An 18,061-nucleotide genomic window follows, 5' to 3' on the forward strand; every position below is an offset into this window, starting at 1 on the left:
GGCTACGCACCGGGGGCCGGCGTGGGCGGCTCCCAGGCGGCGGTGCGCTCGGCCGCCCTGCTCGTCGCGCCGGACGGGGCCAGCCGGGCCGCGGTGCGGACCAGCGCCCCGGTCAGCGCACCGCGGGCACCCATGACCCGGCCCACCTGCCAGGAGCGCCGCACCACCATCGTCACCCGCTTCCGCCGGATCATGTCGTACTCCCGAAGCGCCCCCGCCACGTCGGCATCCGCCAGCGCGGCGAGCGTGACCGCGTCCTCGAGGGCCTGACAGGCGCCCTGCCCCAGGTTCGGCGTCATCGCGTGCGCCGCGTCCCCGACCAGGGCCACCCGGTCCCCGAACCGCATCGGCGCGACCGGGTGCAGGTCCAGCAGCGGGTGGTGCAGCAGCGCCGCCGGCTCGGTCGCGGCCACCAGCGCCGGGATGGGCTCGTGCCACCCGTGGAAGAGCCGTCGCAGCTCGGCCAGCTGCTCGTCCGGCGACGTGGTGCGCAGGGGCGCGGGCGCGACCGCGTACCAGTACACCCCGCGCCGTCCCATCCCGATGTGCCCGAACCGCACCCCGCCCGGCCCCACCGTCTCCCCGCCGCCCTTGATCCCCGGGTCCGGCACGACCGCCCGCCACGACACCTGCCCGCTGTCGCGGATGCGGACCCGCGGTGCATACTGCGCCCGCACCGCGCTGCCGATCCCGTCCGCCCCGACGATCAGGTCGGCGTCGAGGTCGCGCACGTCGGTCACCGCGGTGCCGGTCCGCACGCGCACCCCGTCGGCCAGGATCTCGTGCAGGTCGGCGCGGTGCACCACGATCGGCCCGGCGACGCTGACCCGCGACAGCCAGGCCCCGCGCCAGGTCCGCAAGCCGCCCCCGGTGATCGGCGCACCCGCGGCGCGGACCCGATCGCCGATCCCGAGCCAGTCGAGCGCGCGCAGGGCGTTGGGCCACAGTGAGAGCCCCGCCCCGGCCGCCTCCAGCCGCGGCTGGCGCTCCAGCACCGTCGCGTCCCACCCGCGCAGCGCGAGCCCCCGCGCCGTGGCCAGCCCGCCGATCCCGCCGCCGACGATTACCGCACGCATCCGAACACTCCGAGACTCGATCCACTACAGCTGTAGCAATACGCTACACCTGTAGTATCCGGGCTGTGAAGGATCGCAAGGGCCGGCTCGCCGACGCGGCCATCGACGTGCTCGGCAACGACGGTGTCCGGGCGCTCACCCACCGTGCCGTCGACGAGCGGGCCGGACTGCCGCAGGGCACGTGCAGCTACCACTTCCCGACCCGCAACGCGCTGCTCACCGCCGCACTCGAGCGCATCGCCGAGCTCGACCTCGCCGACTCCGAGGGGCGGGACCTGGCCGGCGTGCTGGAGCTCTGGGCGGACTCGCCGCGCGCCCGGGCGCGGTTCATGCTCATGCTCGACCCGCAGGCCCGCCGCGAGCTGGGGGAGTCCGCCGCGCGCCTGGCCGACGGCTTCGTCGAGCGGGCCGAGGCGATCACCGGGTCGCGGGCCCGGGCGCGGCTGCTCATCGGGCTGATCGACGGGCTGCTGCTGGACGAGCTCACCCGCGGTGCCGTCACGGCCGGCGAACGCCGGGAGCGCCTCGCGGCCGTCGGACAAATTGTTCCAACCGGCCAGTAACCGCGGGCGGCTGCCGTCGTTGGGCACGATGAGCACATCCCCAGCGCTCCCCTCGCGAAAGCGGCACCCCAGTGGTCAGCAACCCGCGCACGTTCTGGCTCGTCCTGCTCACCACGGCGGCGGCACTCGGCGCCGCCGTCGCCGTCGGGCCGCTCCTCGGCCTCGCCGCCGTCGCGGTGGCCGCCGGGGCCGCCGCGCTGGTCCACGCCGGCGCGCTGATCCGGCTGGCCCTGCGCATCCACTTCCGGCTCGACGAGGCAACGCCGCGATCACTGCGATCGACCCGGACCGGACGACACGACTTCGGGCCGTGCCGCGGCGCCGGCTTCCTGGGCATGGGCGCGCTCATCACCGGCATCGGCATCCCCGCGACCGCGCTGCCGGCGGTGGACACGGGCTCGATGGCCGCGGCGACGACCCTGATCGCCGCCCCGACGTACGTGCTGGGCCTGCTCCTGCTCCCGGGCACCGCGCCGACCCTCGGGGCCCGGCTGCGCCGCCTCCTCGACGGCGCCGGCATCGGCGTGAGCCTCTTCTACTGCGCGTGGGTCCTCGCCCTGGGCCGCTCGACCCCCGGCACTGCGCCGCTGCGCCTGGCCGTGGCGCTTACCGGCTGCGTGGCGGTCGCCGTCGCGGTCGTCACCGGCCTGCGCGCCGTGCGCCACCGGCCGGCGGCGCTGGGCTGCAGCGGGGGAGCGGCCCTGTCGATCGTGGGCGCCGACGTGTACTCCCTGTTGCTCCTCGGCCACGACCGCGCCTGGCTCGACGCCCCGCCCGCCGTGATCGCCGGCCTCGTGGCGGCGGGCCTGGCGATGGTCGCGGGCCCGTTCCTCATCACCGCCGGCGCCCGCCGCGCCGGCGACGCGCCGACCCGCCCGCGGGCCTTCGACGAGGACGGGTCGCTGGCGGCGTACCCGCTGCTCATCGGCCCTGCCCTGCTCGCCGTCGCGGTCTCCTTCCTGCACCTGCTCACCGGTGGCCGCTTCGACGGCGTCTCGGTCAGCCTCGGCGTGACCGCGTTCGGCGCGCTCGCCGTCCGGGAGCTGCTCGCCGCCTCGGACATCCGCCGGTACTCCCAGCGGCTCGCCGGCCGCGAGGCCCGCTTCCGCACCCTGGTCGCCGGCTCCACGGACGTCACGATCGTGCTCGACGACGACCTCGTGGTGCGCTGGCAGAGCCCCGCGGCGGCGCGCCAGTTCGGCCTGTCGGACCAGGACGCCCTCGGCCGCCCCCTGACGGACCTGCTGCATCCGGCCGACGCCGAGCCCGTCCGGGCCGCCCTGCGCGCGGTGCTCGACGGCCGCGAGGACCTGCTCGTGCAGGCCCGCCTGCGCGACGGCTTCGGCCGCTGGCGCGACACCGAGTCCACGGTCAGCGACCAGCGCGCCGTCGCCGAGGTCGCCGGCCTGGTCGTACACGTCCGGGACATCGGCGACCGGGCCCAGCTCCAGCGCACGCTCGACGAGCTCACCTGGACCGACGATCAGACCGGCCTGGCGAACCGCCGCCGGTTCGTGGCCGCCGCGGACGAGGCCTGCCGCGAGTCCCGCCCCGGCTCCCTGCTGGTCCTGGAGCTGGACCGCTTCGAGACGGTCGCCGACCTGCACGGGCCGGTGGTCGCCACCGCGGTACTGATCGAGGCCGCCCGCCGCCTGCGCGCCGCGTCGGGGCCCGACGCCCTGCCCGCCCGCCTGGGCCCGGCCGCCTTCGCGGTGCTGACCGAAGCCCCGCTGGTGCACGCCTTCGCCCTGGCCACCCGCCTGGCCACGGCCCTGGCCCAGCCGTTCCACCTTCCGCAGCACACGGTGCACCTGTCGGCGGACGTGGGCGTGGCCGATCTGCCGGGCGCCGGCTCGGCCGAGGAGGCCCTGCGCCACGCCGACGTGGCCAGGCGCCGGGCCCGCCAGGCCTCCCGCGGCCGGGACGGCGGCCGGGTCGAGTGCTACGACAAGTCCTTCGAGGCCGCTCTGGTCCGCCGTACCGAGATCGAGCAGCAGCTCCCCGGCGTCATCGGCCGCGGCGAGCTGGACCTGGTCTTCCAGCCCATCGCCGAGCTGGCCACCCGCCAGCCGGTCGGTGTCGAGGCCCTGCTGCGCTGGCGCCACCCGCGGCTGGGCACGATCGCGCCGGCGGAGTTCCTGCCGATCGCCGAGGACCTGGGCGGCGGCACGGCGGACGAGATCGGCTCCTGGGTCCTGCACAGCGCCTGCCGCCAGCTCTCCAGCTGGCGCCGCGACGGCCGCGACCTGTGGATCTCGGTGAACGCCACGGCCCGCCAGCTGGCCGCCGAACCCTGGCTGCCCGCGGTCGCGACGGCGATCGACACCCACTGCGTCCCCGCCGAGTGCCTGGTCATCGAGGTGACGGAGGCGACCCTGCCGGACGACACCCTGGCGGTGGACCAGCTCGCGGGCCTGCGAGCCCTGGGCGTGCGCACGGCCCTGGACCACTTCGGCACGGGCCCGACCGCCCTGGCCCACCTCCGCCGCCTCCCCATCGACGTGCTCAAGATCGACCAGTCCCTCTTCACCGAACCGGCGGGCCGCCGCGGCCCGGCCACCCCGATCGTCGACGTGGTGGTCGCGCTGGCCGGCCGCCTGGGCATCGACGTGATCGCCTGCGGCCTGGAAACCGAGTCACACGTCGACGTGGTCCGCGCCGCGGGCTGTCCACTGGGCCAGGGCTTCGTGCTGAACCCACCCGATCACGCCGAGCACGTCGAGGCCTACCTGGAGCGCCACCGCACCCCGATGCTGTAATCCCGCGACGACCTATCGCGGCGGCTGGGGTGGTGTCCGCAGGGTCAGGATCAGGTCGAGCACGAGGGCGGTCCAGCCCGTCTGGTGGGCCGCGCCGAGCCCGGCCCCGGTGTCGCCGTGGAAGTACTCGTAGAAGAGCAGCAGGTCGTGCCACTCCGGGTCGTTCTGGAACAGGTCGACGTCGCCGAAGAACGGCCGGTTTCCCTCCGGGCCGTTGAGGAACAGCTTCACGAGCCGGAGCGAGAGGTCGTCCGCGACCGCGGCCAGCGTTGCCATCTTCCCGCTGTTCGCCGGGTACTCCACCTGCAGGTCGTCGCCGAAGAACTCCGCGAACCGGCGTACTGCCTCGATCAGGATGTAGTTGACCGGCATCCAGATCGGCCCGCGCCAGTTGGAGTTGCCGCCGAACAGGCCCGAGGTGGACTCGCCGGGCTCGTAGCCGACGGTGTACGCGTGGTCGCCGAGGTACACCGTGAACGGCTCGTCCTTGTGGGCCCGTGACAGGGTGCGCAGGCCGTAGGGCGAGAGGAACTCGTCCTCGTCCAGCATGCGCTGCAGGATGCGGATCAGCTGGTCGGGCCCGACCATCGACAGCAGGCGCAGCTGCTGGCCGCCGCGGCTCTTCTTCGCGCCGACCACGTCGCCGTATTCGGGCTTGTTGGTCAGGAACCAGCGCAGACGGGCGGCCACGTCGGGCAGGCGGCGCAGGGTCGAGGAGCTGATGATCGTGGTCGCGGTGAGCGGCAGGAGCCCGACGACCGAGCGGACCTTGAGCGGGATCTGGCGGCCGTCGGCGGTGCGCAGGACGTCGTAGAAGAACGCCTCCTCCTCGTCCCACAGGCCGAACTCGTACGCGGCGTCGGCGATGTAGGCGAAGTGCTCGAGGAACTTGGCGGCGATGTCCTCATACACGCGGTCGTGCACGGCGAGGGTGAGCGACATGTCGAGCAGGTTCAGCGCGTACATCGCCATCCAGGCCGTGCCGTCGCTCTGCTCCAGCCGGCCGCCGACCGGCAGCGCGGCGGAGCGGTCGAACGGGCCGACGTTGTCCAGGCCGAGGAAGCCGCCCTCGAAGACGTTGTTGCCCTCGGCGTCCTTGCGGTTGACCCACCAGGTGAAGTTCAGCAGCAGCTTGTGCAGGACCCGGGCCAGGAAGTCGAAGTCGCGCGAGCCGTCGAGGACGAAGACCCGCAGCGCGGCCCAGGCGTGCACGGGCGGGTTCACGTCGCCGAAGGCCCACTCGTAGGCCGGGATCTGGCCGTTGGGGTGCATGTACCACTCGCGCAGCAGGAGCAGCAGCTGCTCCTTGGCGAAGCCGGGGTCGACCCGGGCGATGGCGACGCAGTGGAACGCCAGGTCCCAGGCGGCGTACCACGGATACTCCCACGGGTCGGGCATGGACAGCACGTCGCAGCTGTTCATGTGCCACCAGTGGCTGTTGCGCCCGTAGCGGCGGCTGTCCGGCGGCGCCTCGGAGACCGGGTCACCCTGCAGCCAGCGGGCCACGTCGAAGTGGAAGAACTGCTTGCCCCACATGAGCCCGGCGACCGCCTGCCGGACGATCATCTTCTCCTCGGCGGTGGCGGCGGCCGGCACGAGCTCGTCGAAGTACTCGTCGGCCTCGGCCCGGCGGCGGCTCATCGTGGACTCGAAGTCGGCCTTGAGGTCGGCGGGGGCGAGGTCCGTGGCGCCGGGGGCGTTGAGGTTGAGCCGCAGCCGGATCTCGTGGGTGCCGCCGGCCGGGACGGAGATCAGGTAGTGCAGGGCGGCCTTGGTGCCCACGCCGTCGGGGTTGACGCTGTCGGCGCCGTGGATGATGTGGTCGCCGATGCCGTCCTTGGGGTACTCCTGCCCGGGTTTGCCCCAGATCCGCGGGCCGTTGGTCTCGTTGTTGCAGAACAGCGGGCGGGGCGCGCCGTCGCCGGTCAGCGCCAGGCGGCCGAGCAGGCGGTGCTCGGCGAGCAGGCCGTTGTCCTTGGCGCGGATCTCCGGGCGGTAGTCGCGCCCGGGCAGCCCCCAGGCCCAGGTGTTGCGGAACCACAGGGTCGGCAGGACGTGCAGGGTCGCCGGTTCGGGCCCCATGTTCCGGATGCGGATCTTGACGCACATGTCGGTGGGGCCGGCCTTGGCGTAGTCGACGTCGACCGCCCAGTAGCGGTCCTCGTCGAAGATGCCGGTGTCGACCAGCTCGTACTCCGGGTCGGTGCGCCCCCGCCGGCAGTTCTCGGCGACCAGGTCGTCATACGGGAACGCGTTCTGCGGGTAGTGGTAGCGCCACCGCATCCAGGAGTGCGTCGGGGTGGAGTCCAGATACCACCAGTACTCCTTGACGTCCTCGCCGTGGTTGCCGAGGTCGCCGCCGAGGCCGAACATCCGCTCCTTGAGGATGGGGTCCTTGCCGTTCCACAGGGCGAGGGCGAAGCAGAACGTCTGCCGGTCGTCGCAGATGCCGGCCATCCCGTCCTCGTTCCAGCGGTAACAGCGGGAACGGGCCTGGTCGTGCGGGAAGTAGTCCCAGGCGTTGCCGTAGGCGCTGTAGTCCTCACGGACCGTGCCCCAGGCTCGTTCGGACAGGTAGGGCCCCCAGCCCCGCCATGGGCGCTCCCCGCTGTCGGCTTCGGCCAGCCTTCGGCGCTCGGCGTTCCCATCGTCCTCGATCACGCGGCTATTCTCCGTTGTTCATGTTTCGGTCAAGTTGAGGACTCGACCATTCGAACCCGTTTGTGGCATTTGTTCCTACACCAAGTTGCCCCTTGATCAATAATCTTGTGGCGAAGCGCTCGCCGCTCGCCACCCCAAGCCACCAAGATTGTGCGCATGGTGGTGTACGGCGCACAGGTATGTGGGGATTTGTCGGTTGGAGCCACGCGTGAGTGGCTTGTCCCGGACGGGACGGGCGGGTACGCGATGGGCACCGTGTCGGGGTTGCGCACGCGGCGCTACCACGGGCTGCTCGTCGTCGCCGAGCCCGGCCGGCCGGCCCGCCGCCACCTGGCCCTGGCCGCCCTCGACCCGGTCCTGACCCTGCCGTCCGGCGCCGAGGTCGAGCTGGCCGTTCACGAGTGGGCCGGCGGCGCGATCAGCCCGGCCGGCCACACCCTGCTCGAGCGCTTCGACCTCGTCGACGGCCTGCCCCGCTGGCGCTGGCGGATCGGCCCCGTCGTGCTGGAGCGCGAGCTGGCCATGGTCCACGGCCGATCGCACCTCGGCGTCGTGCACCGGCTGGTGAGCGCGCCCGGCCCGGTGACCCTCACGCTGAAGGCGCTGGTCACCTGGCGCGACGCGCACGGCGAGCGCTCCGCCGCCGGCCCGGCCCCGCACGTGGTGGCCCACGACGCCGGGGCGCTGGTCGAGGGCGCCTTCCGCCTCAGTGGTGAGGGCTTCGTCACGATCGGGCAGTGGTACCGCGGTGCCCGCGCCCGCGTCGAGGGCGAGCGCGGCCTCGCGGCGCACGAGGACCTCTGGTGCGCCGGCGCCTTCACCGCGCGCCTGGAGCCCGGCGAGAGCCTGGAGGTGGAGGCCTGGGCCGGCGACGACGCCCGCCGTGGCGCCGGGCGGATCGTGCAGCGCGCGCGGCTGCGCAACCGGTCGCTCACCCACGACGCGACCGACGACGTCGACCGGGCCCTGGTGCTCGCGGCCGACGCGTTCGTGGTCGCCGGGGCGTCCTTCGACGGAAATTCGGCCGCCCCTGACGTGGTGGCCGGGTATCCCTGGTTCGGCACCTGGTCCCGCGACACGATGACCTCCTACGACGGATTGTTCCTCGCCACCGGGTGGTACGACGAGGGGCGCGAGCTGCTGCGCGCGTACGCGGCCACCCTCGACGGCGGCATGCTCGCCAACACCGCCGACACCGGCCGGACCGAGCACAACACCGTCGACGCCACCCTGTGGTTCCTGCACGCGGTCGAGCGGCACGTGAGCGCCACCGGTGACGACGATCTCGCCGCCGAGCTCCTCCCGGCCCTCGACGAGGTCGTCGCGGCCCACCTGCGCGGCACCCGCTACGGCATCCGGGCCGACGGCGACGCCCTGATCACCCAGGGTGCCCCAGGCGTCGCGCTCACCTGGATGGACGCCCGCGTGGATGGGATTCCGATCACACCCCGGGCCGGCAAGCCCGTCGAGGTGAACGCGCTGTGGGTCAACGGCCTCGCCGGGATCGCGGCCCTCAAGGAGCGCCTCGGCCGTGACGCGAGCGACACCCTGGCGCTGCGGAGGCGGGCTCGGGAGAGCTTCGAGCGGCGTTTTCCGGTCGCGCCCCGGTCGCCGTCCGCGACCGGGGCGCAGGATGCGAGGCCCCTCTACGACGTCGTCGACGGGCCCGGCGGGGACGATCCGGCGCTGCGGCCCAACCAGCTCCTGGCGTGGAGCCTGCCGGGCGGCCCGATGCGCGGCCGGCCCGTCCCCGAGGTCGTGTCCGCCCTGCTCACACCGCTCGGGCCGCGCAGCCTGGCGGCCGGCGACCCGGGCTACGTCGGCGTCCACGCCGGCGGCCCCGCGCAGCGCGACGCCGCCTACCACCAGGGGACGGTGTGGCCCTGGATGATCGGCCCGTACGCGGATGCCCACCCGGCCGGGCCCACCGGCGATCACGGTGAGCTCCTGCGGGGTATCGAGGCGCACCTGTGGGACTGGGGTGTGGGCTCGGTCAGCGAGACCGCGGACGGCGACGCCCCGCACCGGGCCACCGGCTGTCCGTTCCAGGCCTGGTCCGTCGCCGAGGTACTACGCGTTCGGAGGAATGTCGGCTGACCGTTACACCCTAGAAATGAGATTTGCCGCCCTGGTAACCCTCGCCGGGCAGGATGAGTCTCAAACCCACCCAACGGCTCACACGCGGGGGCGAATTCGCGTGTGTTGGCCCAGTTGTGCGTGGGTACCTTGGCGTGCGTTTTGATCAACGATCTGTGGGGGCGGCCACGTGAGCGAGCCAATCGGGACCGGGTATCGACCATTACGAATCATGATGCTGTCGTGGGAGTACCCACCGGTGGTCGTCGGGGGCCTCGGGCGGCACGTTCACGCCCTGGCGACCTCGCTGGTGACGGCGGGGCACGAGGTGACGGTGGTGACGCGGCACGCCCCGGGTGCGCCGCTGGAGGAGTACGCCGAGGGCGTCCGGATCGTCCGGGCGGCAGAGGACCCGCCGCTGTTCCCCCTGTCGACGCATACCCTGCTGGCCTGGACGATGGCGTTCAACCACACGCTCACCCGGGCGGCGCTGCGGGCCGCGGCGACGGGGGAGTACGACGTCATCCACGCCCACGACTGGCTCGTCACGCACACCGCGGTGACGCTCAAGGAGTGCCTCGACCTGCCGCTGGTCGCCACGATCCACGCCACCGAGGCCGGGCGGCACCAGGGCTGGCTGCCCGACGAGATGAACAAGTGCATCCACTCGGTCGAGTGGTGGCTCGGGCACGAGGCCTGCCGGGTCGTGGTCTGTTCGGAGTACATGCGCTGGGAGGTCACCCGCCTGCTCGACCTCGCGCCGGCGCGGGTGTCGGTGGTCGCCAACGGCGTCGACGCGAGCGTCTGGCGGGCGCCGTCGCGCGCGGTCAACGCGGCCCGCGCGCGCTTCGCCGGCGAGGGCCCCCTGCTGGGGTACGCCGGCCGCCTGGTCTACGAGAAGGGTGTCCAGGATCTCATCGCCGCGCTGCCGGAACTGCGCGCCCGGCACAACGGCCTGCGGGTCGTCATCGCCGGCGACGGGCCGCACCGCGGCGAGTTGCAGGAGGAGGTGCGCCGGCTGCGGCTGCAGCGGGCGGTCAGCTTCGCCGGCTTCATGGGCGAGGGCGAGCTGCCCGCGCTGATGGCCGCCACCGACGCCCTCGTCGTGCCCAGCATCTACGAGCCCTTCGGTATGGTCGCCCTGGAGGGTGCCTCGGCCGGCGCGCCGCTGGCCGTCGCCGCGACCGGCGGCCTCGCCGAGATCGTCGAGCCCGGCGTCACCGGCGTGACCTTCCCGGCCAAGAGCCCCGACGCGCTCGCCGTCTCGGTCGGCACGCTGCTTTCGGACGAGCCGTTCGCCCGCCGGGTCGCCAAGCAGGCCCGCTTCATGGTCAGTGAGCGTTACGGCTGGGCGACGATCGCCGCGAACACCGCCGCGGTGTACTCCACCGCGATCGCCGAGGCACCCGGCTTCGCCGCCAAGCAGGCCGCCGCGATCCTGGAGCACGGCCGGCCGCAGATCGTCGTACCGGAGGGTAACCTCCTGACGTTGTGATCCAACTCTCTGATACATCGGCTTCTGACCGACTTCCGACTGACCCCGGCGAGCCTATTTGCCGGGGTCAGGCATATTTTGGGTCTCGCCACAATGTTCCTTCCCCGGTACGGTGGCCGAGGTACAGCGACCGGAGTCGATCAGGACGGCAACTGGGTTGAGCGGCAGCGCCGACGAGGTTCTCGGCAACAGATATCGGCTCATCGCACCCGTCGGCACAGGCGGCATGGCGGTGGTATGGCGCGCCCGCGATCTCGTCCTCGACCGGGACGTCGCCGTCAAGCTGCTCGCCGCGGAGCTGGCCGGCAAGGCGGGCAACCGCGAGCGGATCCGCTCCGAGGCGCAGGTCGTCGCCCGGCTGCAGCACCCCAACATCACCGCCGTGCACGACTACGGGGAGGCCGGCGACGTCTCCGCCGGGCGCAACGGCCGCCGCCCCTATGTCGTGATGGAGCTGCTGGAGGGTGAGCTGCTCTCCGACCGGCTCCGCTCCGGCCCGATGTCGTGGCGCCGGGCCACGCAGGTCTGCGCGCAGGTCGCGGCCGGGCTCGCCGCCGCGCACGACCGCGGGGTGGTGCACCGCGACATCAAGCCCAGCAACGTCATGCTCACCGCGGCCGGTGCCAAGATCCTCGACTTCGGCGTCGCCGGGCTGACCGGCTCCTACGACCCGGACGACGAGCGCGACGGCACCGTGTTCGGCACGCCCGCGTACCTCGCCCCGGAGCGCCTGCTCGGCGGCGGGGTGATCGCGGCCACCGACGTCTACACGGTGGGCCTGCTCGCCTACCGCTGCCTCACCGACCGCCTGCCCTGGCACGCGGACACGCCGACGCAGATGATCGCCAACCACGTGTACGAGCCGCCGCACCCGCTGCCGGAGATCCCCGGCCTGCCGGTCGAGGTGGGCCGGCTCGTGACCCGGTGCCTGGCCAAGGACCCCGACGCCCGCCCGTCCGCCGCCGAGGTGGCCCGGGTCCTGGCCGCCGCGACCGGCATCCACGTCGTCCTGCCCGGCGAGGACGGCTCCTCCACCCAGGAGGTCCACGCCCCGCCGGTCAACGAGGACACCCCGTCGTCGCTGCGCCGCGCGGAGCTGCTCCCGGTGCCCCGCCGCGGCAGCAACCACCGCCCGCCCAACCGCACCGCCCGGCGCACCTGGGCCGCGGTCGCCGCGACCGTCGCCGCCGCCGGCGCCACCACCGGCATGGTCGTGTGGAAGCCGTGGGCGCCCAAGCCCGGCTGCAACGTCGACTTCTACATCCATCCCCAGTTCCTGCCGGGGGTCGACCGCGGCTTCGAGGCCCGCGTTACCGTTGCCAACATCGGCAACCGCACGCTGGACCCGTGGCAGCTGGTCTTCATCTTCCGGGGTGGCCAGCAGGTCGACCGCGTCGACGGCGCGGGCGCCTACACCGCCGGCGTCGGCGGGCAGAAGGTCGCCGGCCAGTCCCCGCTGCCGCCCGGCAAGGCGGTCACCTTCGGCGTGTGGGGCCACGGCGGCCAGCCCCGGCCGCCGAGCGACTTCAAGCTCAACGACACCGCCTGCGACCTGCGTGTCGCCCAGCGCGGGCCGGACGAGAACCTGCCGGCGATCACCGAGAACGTCGAGGCGCCGGCGGAGGCGTCCCGCCCGCCGACCGGCCCGCCGCAGGGCCCCGGCCCCGGCGGCCCCCCGCCGCCCGGCGACCCGAACGACCCGAACGACCCCGACCCGGACCCGAGCCGCCGCGGTGGCCGGCCGGGGCAGTCCGGCCCGCCGCCGAGCTACTTCCAGGCCACCCCGCCCGCCCAGCGCACCCGACGCAAGCGGGGCTGATCCGGCACCGCCCTGGCTCACCGGCCCCGTCGCCTCGGCGCGTACGAGGTCGGGATGGTCCGCGCGGTCCTGCACCACGGCATCCGCCCCCACCCGGCCGGGCCGGCGGCGGCTGTCGTACATCGCGTGGCGAGGATCCGGTCGGTGATCGCGGGGGCGGGTGCGTAGGGGACAATGGTCCGATGCGATTCGGCGTTTTGGGCACGGGACACTGGGCGACGGTCACGCAGGCGGCGGCGCTGGCCACGCATCCCTCGGCGACGCTGGTCGGCGTCTGGGGCCGTAGTGCCGACAAGGCGGCGAACCTCGGCTCGACGTACGGCGTCCCGGCCTACGAGGACGTCGACGCCCTCCTGGCCGAGGTCGACGCCGTGGCGATCGCGCTGCCGCCGGACGTCCAGGCGCCGCTGGCCGTCAAGGCCGCCAAGGCCGGCAAGCACCTGCTGCTCGAGAAGCCCCTGGCGCTCGACCCGGCCGCGGCCGACGAGGTCGTGGCCGCCGCCGACGCGGCCGGCGTGGCGACGCTGGTCTTCTTCACGAACCGGTTCGTGCCCTCGGTCGAGGCGTTCCTGCGCGACAACGCGGCCGTCGGCGGCTGGTATGCGGCCCACGGCACGATGTACGCCTCGATCTTCCAGCCCGGCAACCCCTACGCGGGCTCGGTCTGGCGCAAGCGGCACGGCGGCCTGTGGGATGTCGGCCCGCACGCCCTTTCGGTCGTACTGCCCCTGCTCGGCCCGGTCGTCGACCTCTCCGCCGCCGAGGGCCCCCGCGACACCGTCCACCTCCTGCTGCGCCACGAGGGCGGCGCCGCGAGCACGCTCTCGCTGACCCTGAACGCGGCCCCCGACGCGACGAGCTTCGGCTTCTCGTACTTCGGCGAGCACGGCGCCACCACCCTGCCCGAGTGGGACGCCACCCAGGTCGAGGCGTTCGGCACCGCGGTCTCGGCCCTGCTCGACGCCGCCGCGACGGGCACCCCGCACGGCTGCGACGCCAGGTTCGGCGCCGAGGTCGTGCGGATCCTCGCCGCGGCGGAGCAGGCCCGCCACACGGCCACCATCGTCACGGTCTGAGGCTCAGCGCATCCGGCCCATCGCCGCCCGGAGGCGGTTCAGGTCGCGAATCCGCCGCTCGTAGGTCACCGCGAACCCGACCAGCAGCGCCCCGGCGACCGCCAGCGGCGCCCACCGCGGCAGGTAGTCCCAGAACAGGACCACCTCGTGCCCGGCGAGCACGGCGAGCACCAGCCCGCCGACGGCGATGGGCGCCCGCAGCCGCAGCCGGGCCCCGGCGAGTACCACCGCGACCGCCGCCGCCCCGAGCACCAACCGCCGCCCGGGTGCCCCCGGCTGCACGAGCACCAGCGCGAGGCTCGGCAGGAATCCGGCCAGCAGCCCCACCCCGAACGCCGTCCAGCTGCGAAGCGTGGGGTTCCGCCGGGCGGCCACCCACCCGGCGACCAGCAGCGCGAGGGCGATCGGCACCGTGTACGCCTCGGTCACCGCCCCGCCGCGGGCCACCAGCGCCAGCTCGTACGCGACGAACTCGGCCACCACCGCCCCCACGGTGTACGGAATCCGCGCCCCGCCCGCGAGCGCCCGCAGCCCGAGCGCGACACCCCAGAGCCCCGTGACCCCGGCCGCCGCCGCGACGTCCCCGATCGCGAGCAGGAACGCCACGACCGCGACCCCGTGCGCGACGGCGTCCAGCGCCCGCCCCTCCGGCCGGCGCCGCCGCAGCAGGTAGCCGCCGGCGAGCGCGATCCCGGCCGCGAGCAGCACCCAGTACGCCGTAGCCCGCAGCGGCAGCTCGGCCGCCCGCCCCGCGGCGAAGGCCAGCCAGGCCCCGGCGAGCGCGGCGATCGGCCAGGCGACGGCGCGCGCGGCGGCGGACCGCCCGGCGGCACCGGCCGCCACGCCGGCCGCGACCACGGCCCCGAGCCCGGCGAGCGTCGCCGCCCGGTCGGCCAGGCACCCCGCCAGCCCCGGCACGATCCCGAACCAGCACGCCACCGCGGCGACCACCGCCCCCGGTGCGGGCCGCCGCAGCGCCGCCCCGAGCCCGCCGGCCAGCCCCGCGGCCAGCGTCACGAGCGGTACCACCGGCCACGGCGCACCCGCCGCGACGCACCCGAGCACCACCGCGAGCCCCGCCGGCGCCGCCGCCGAGGACCACCGCGGCGCGCCGGCCCGCCCGGCCACGAACCAGGTCAGCCCGGCCAGCACCGCCAGCGTGACCGCCGAGGCCGCGGCCCCGAAGGCCGGCGGCCGCCCCGCCCACAACTCGGTGCCGTCCGGGCCGAGGCCGACCCCGGCGGGCGCACCGCGCCAGACCGCGCCGAGCCAGGCCAGCGGCCGCAGCAGCGCCTCGCCGACGGCCGGCAGCAGCGACACCACGACCAGCACCGCGGGCACCACGGCCGCGCCCGCGTGCCCGGTTCGGACACCCTCCACAGTGGATGCCCAGGGCCGCCCGGAACCCTCCGGCGCGGCAGCCGGGAGCGGGCGGAAACCGCGGGCGGCGAGCCACGTGCCGGCCAGCGCGGCGGCCGCGTAGGTGCCGAACCAGATCGAGCCGCCGTCGGCCCCCGAGCACGCCGCCGCCGCGACCGCCACGCCCGCGCCCGCCGTCGCCGTGGCGATCGTGCCCGCGTTCCAGGCCCGGTTGCCCAGCGCCAGCGCGGCCGCCGTGACCAGGACCAGGCCGGCCGTGGCGCCGGCGAGCGCGGGCGGGACCGGCCCGGTGCCGGCCCCGAGGAGCCGTCCCGCGGCGGCGGCCGCCACGGGCAGGGCGAGCAGGCCCGCGACGGCCGCCGGGAGTCCGGTGCCGCGCCCGGCGGCGCGGACGGCCAGCACAGTGGACAGTCCACAGAGGAAGGCGTAGGCGGCCAGGGTCGCGGCCGGGCTCGCCAGAGCGGCGACCGCCAGGTGCGCGGCCACGAACGGCATGGCCGCCAGGGCGACCCGGTCGGCCCGCAGGGCCGCCACGAGCAGCCCGAGCAGCGCGACACCATCCACAATGGAAGCCGGGGCGTCCCACGCCATCGGGGCGGCGAAAGCGACAAGCACAAGAGCCGTCCACGGTACCGCGCGGTGCCGCACCAGCAGCCCCAGCGCCACGGCCAGCAGCACCAGCGCGACCGGCTCCTGCCAGCCGAAGAGGTGCCCGGCCTCGGCGACCCGCGCCGGCCAGGCCGGCAGCCCGGCGGATGCGGTCCGCACGGCCGCCACGAGCGCGAACCCCACGTACGGCGCGGCGAACGCCCCCGTCACCACCAGCGCCCCGGCCCGCACCCCGGCCCGGACCCGTCGCGGGACGACGAGCGCGAGCCCGGCGAAGAGGATCGTCAGCGCGGCGAAGGCGACGTATCGCTGCCCGGGAAGGACCTCGGCGACGAGCCGCGCCGCGGCCGGCGCCAGGATCACGGCCGCGATCCCGGCCGCCGGCTGCACGGTCCGCGGGTGCATCGCCCCGGCCGCGACGACGAGCGCGGCCAGCAGCGCGACGACACCGGCGATCCGGGCGGCCCCGGCCACACCGTCCACGGTGGCCAGGGCGTGCAACGCCGGCGGCAGCGCGGCCAGCGCGGCGAGGCCGGCCGCGACCCAGGCGACCCGCTCGGCCGTACGCGCCAGCAGCACCCCGACCGCCGCCACGCAGACGAGCACGAGCGTCCACCCGGTCGCCCCGAGCCCCCGGTGCAGCGCGAGCAGCGGCAGGACGGGCTGCACCGCGACGACTGCCGCCAGCCGCGGCGCCCGCAGCCGGGTCGCGAGCGCGTACCCGCCCCCGGCGCCCGCCGCGACCGCGAACGTCCACCCCGCGTACGTTTGCGGCGAGGCGAGGTCGGCGAGCCCGGCGAGGTTGACGTACCAGGCCGCGTATCCGTCGAGCACCACCAGCAGGATGCCGAGCGCCGCGAACGTCTCGGCGGTGGCGCGCAGTTTCCGCCAGAGCGCGACGGGCGGCACGGCCAGCGTCAGCCCGGTGACGGCGGCCAGGATCACCGCGCGCCCCGTCACCCCGTACGCGGCCCACGCCACGGCCGCGAACACGACCGCCGCACTGGCCAGCAACAACCCGCCCAGCACGAAGAGCGCGTTCTGTACCGTCCGCGGCGCCGCCTCCCCCCGCGGGACCCCGCCACTGCCCGCCGCAGCCCCGGTTCCGCCCGATCCGCCGGCACTCGGGTCGGTGGCGAGTCCGCTTCCGGTGGGTGCCGACCCCGGCGCGTCGCTCGCCGGCCGGGCTGTGATCGGGGGCCGGAGCGCGTCGGATACCGCGGCCTTGACCCGCGCGGCGAGCAGGTTACGCTGCGAGACCACTGTGTTGTAACGCAACGCGGCGGCCCCGTAACGGACGCGGGCGGCCTGGACCTCGGCGTACAGCTCCCGCGTCTGCGCGTTGAGGCGAACGACCTCGGCGGCGTCGGGGTAGGGCGGCCGCCCGCAGCCGCGGCAGCCGGACTCGAGGCCGGCCGGCGCACCGCAGAAGGGGCAGGGATAGCTCACCATGCCGATCAGGATGCGCCGGCCCGCCCGCCGGCCGGCACCGCTGGGCTACTCAATCCCGCCTGAGTACCCGCGTGTTCCCAGGCCGCCCGGTGCGAGCATGCTGTCGTGATGCGGTTGCTCACCGAGGCTGAGTACAAGGCGACGATGGAGCCCGAACCGGTACAGATCGGACCGGACGACGATCCCCCGTTCGACTTCTGGGCGTACTTCGACCAGATACCCGAGTCCGACCTGGCCGGCCACGACTTCTCCGAGGGCACCGTCACGTACGCGTGGCACATGCCCCGGGGCAACCTGCAACATGTCTTGGTCAACTGCGAACGGCCCAACGTCTTCCTGGTGCTCGTGCTCGACCTCAACCACGCCGAGGTGCTCGGCCACTACCTGCTCGACATCTTCGGCGTCTGACCCCGCCTGGGCGCGAGAAGCCGCGCGCTGGACGGCTGCCCGCGCCGGTCTATTCGTCGAGGCCGCGTTCGATGGCGTAGCGGACCAGGTCCACGCGGCTGTGCAGCTGCAGTTTGCCCAGCGTGTTCTGCACGTGATTCTGCACCGTCCGGTGGGACAGGACCAGCCGCTCGGCGATCTCCTTGTACGTCACGCCCTTCGCCACCAGCCGCAGCACCTCGGTCTCCCGCTCGGTGAGCCGCGGCGCGTCCGGGTCCTCGGCCCGCGTGACGCTCGCCAGCCGCCGGAACTCCCCGAGCACCAGCCCGGCCAGCCCCGGCGTGAACACCGGGTCGCCCTCCGCGGTGCGCCGCACGGCCGCCAGGAACTCCTCGCGCGCCGCGGACTTCACCAGGTATCCGGTCGCGCCCGCCTTCACCGCGTCGAGCACGTCCTGCTGCTCCCCGCTGGCGGACAGCATGAGGATCCGCACCTCGGGGCACGACGCGAGGATGCCCTGGATGACCTCGACCCCGGACCGGTCCGGTAGTTGCAGGTCGAGCACCACGACAGCGGGCCGCACCGACCCGGCGATGCGAACGGCCTGGGCCCCCTCGCCGACGGCGGCCACGACCTCGTATCCGGCCTCGGAAAGATCCCGCGCGACCCCTTCGCGCCACATGGGGTGGTCATCGACCACCATCACCC

Annotated in this window: 11 protein-coding genes; 7 read left to right on the forward strand and 4 right to left on the reverse strand. The window is 74.6% G+C overall.

The window, feature by feature from the left end; all coding sequences use genetic code 11:
- Positions 1 to 2: 2 nt before the first annotated feature.
- A complete protein-coding gene (locus ACQPY0_RS12070) occupies positions 3 to 1,076 on the reverse strand; it encodes an FAD-dependent oxidoreductase (RefSeq protein ID WP_432987958.1) in 1,074 nt (357 codons plus the stop codon).
- Between the two features lie 65 nt (positions 1,077 to 1,141).
- Between ACQPY0_RS12070 and ACQPY0_RS12075 the strand changes: the two genes are divergently transcribed.
- Positions 1,142 to 1,639, forward strand: coding sequence for a TetR/AcrR family transcriptional regulator (locus tag ACQPY0_RS12075; protein ID WP_432987961.1), 498 nt, complete (start codon positions 1,142 to 1,144; stop codon positions 1,637 to 1,639).
- A gap of 71 nt (positions 1,640 to 1,710) precedes the next feature.
- Positions 1,711 to 4,398, forward strand: a complete 2,688-nt coding sequence (locus ACQPY0_RS12080) for an EAL domain-containing protein (RefSeq protein ID WP_432987964.1) — start codon at positions 1,711 to 1,713, stop codon at positions 4,396 to 4,398.
- 12 nt (positions 4,399 to 4,410) lie between these two features.
- On the opposite strand, the gene ACQPY0_RS12085 is transcribed toward ACQPY0_RS12080, so the two are convergent.
- Entirely contained in the window at positions 4,411 to 7,059 is a 2,649-nt protein-coding gene (locus tag ACQPY0_RS12085) for an MGH1-like glycoside hydrolase domain-containing protein (RefSeq protein WP_432987966.1), read from the reverse strand.
- Between the two features lie 156 nt (positions 7,060 to 7,215).
- On the opposite strand from ACQPY0_RS12085, the gene ACQPY0_RS12090 reads away from it, so the two are divergent.
- From ACQPY0_RS12090 to ACQPY0_RS12105, 4 genes are all read left to right on the forward strand, one after another.
- Entirely contained in the window at positions 7,216 to 9,156 is a 1,941-nt protein-coding gene (locus tag ACQPY0_RS12090; RefSeq protein WP_432987968.1) for an amylo-alpha-1,6-glucosidase, read from the forward strand.
- Between the two features lie 211 nt (positions 9,157 to 9,367).
- A complete protein-coding gene (locus tag ACQPY0_RS12095) occupies positions 9,368 to 10,630 on the forward strand; it encodes a glycosyltransferase family 4 protein (protein ID WP_432987971.1) in 1,263 nt (420 codons plus the stop codon).
- A 157-nt stretch (positions 10,631 to 10,787) separates the two neighbouring features.
- A complete protein-coding gene (locus ACQPY0_RS12100) occupies positions 10,788 to 12,449 on the forward strand; it encodes a protein kinase domain-containing protein (RefSeq protein WP_432987973.1) in 1,662 nt (553 codons plus the stop codon).
- A 182-nt stretch (positions 12,450 to 12,631) separates the two neighbouring features.
- Positions 12,632 to 13,525 carry a Gfo/Idh/MocA family protein gene (locus ACQPY0_RS12105; protein WP_432987975.1) on the forward strand — a complete coding sequence of 298 codons (894 nt, stop codon included), beginning with the start codon at positions 12,632 to 12,634 and terminating at the stop codon, positions 13,523 to 13,525.
- Between the two features lie 3 nt (positions 13,526 to 13,528).
- Here the strand turns inward: ACQPY0_RS12105 and ACQPY0_RS12110 are convergent, their stop codons facing one another.
- Entirely contained in the window at positions 13,529 to 16,966 is a 3,438-nt protein-coding gene (locus ACQPY0_RS12110; protein WP_432987977.1) for an SCO7613 C-terminal domain-containing membrane protein, read from the reverse strand.
- A gap of 108 nt (positions 16,967 to 17,074) precedes the next feature.
- Between ACQPY0_RS12110 and ACQPY0_RS12115 the strand changes: the two genes are divergently transcribed.
- Positions 17,075 to 17,374 carry a hypothetical protein gene (locus ACQPY0_RS12115; protein WP_432987980.1) on the forward strand — a complete coding sequence of 100 codons (300 nt, stop codon included), beginning with the start codon at positions 17,075 to 17,077 and terminating at the stop codon, positions 17,372 to 17,374.
- A 49-nt stretch (positions 17,375 to 17,423) separates the two neighbouring features.
- On the opposite strand, the gene ACQPY0_RS12120 is transcribed toward ACQPY0_RS12115, so the two are convergent.
- Positions 17,424 to 18,056, reverse strand: coding sequence for a response regulator (locus ACQPY0_RS12120; protein WP_432995192.1), 633 nt, complete (start codon positions 18,054 to 18,056; stop codon positions 17,424 to 17,426).
- Positions 18,057 to 18,061: the final 5 nt, after the last annotated feature.

The sequence above is a fragment of the Dactylosporangium sp. CA-233914 genome, from assembly GCF_050942935.1.
In the GTDB taxonomy this organism is placed as follows: domain Bacteria; phylum Actinomycetota; class Actinomycetes; order Mycobacteriales; family Micromonosporaceae; genus Dactylosporangium.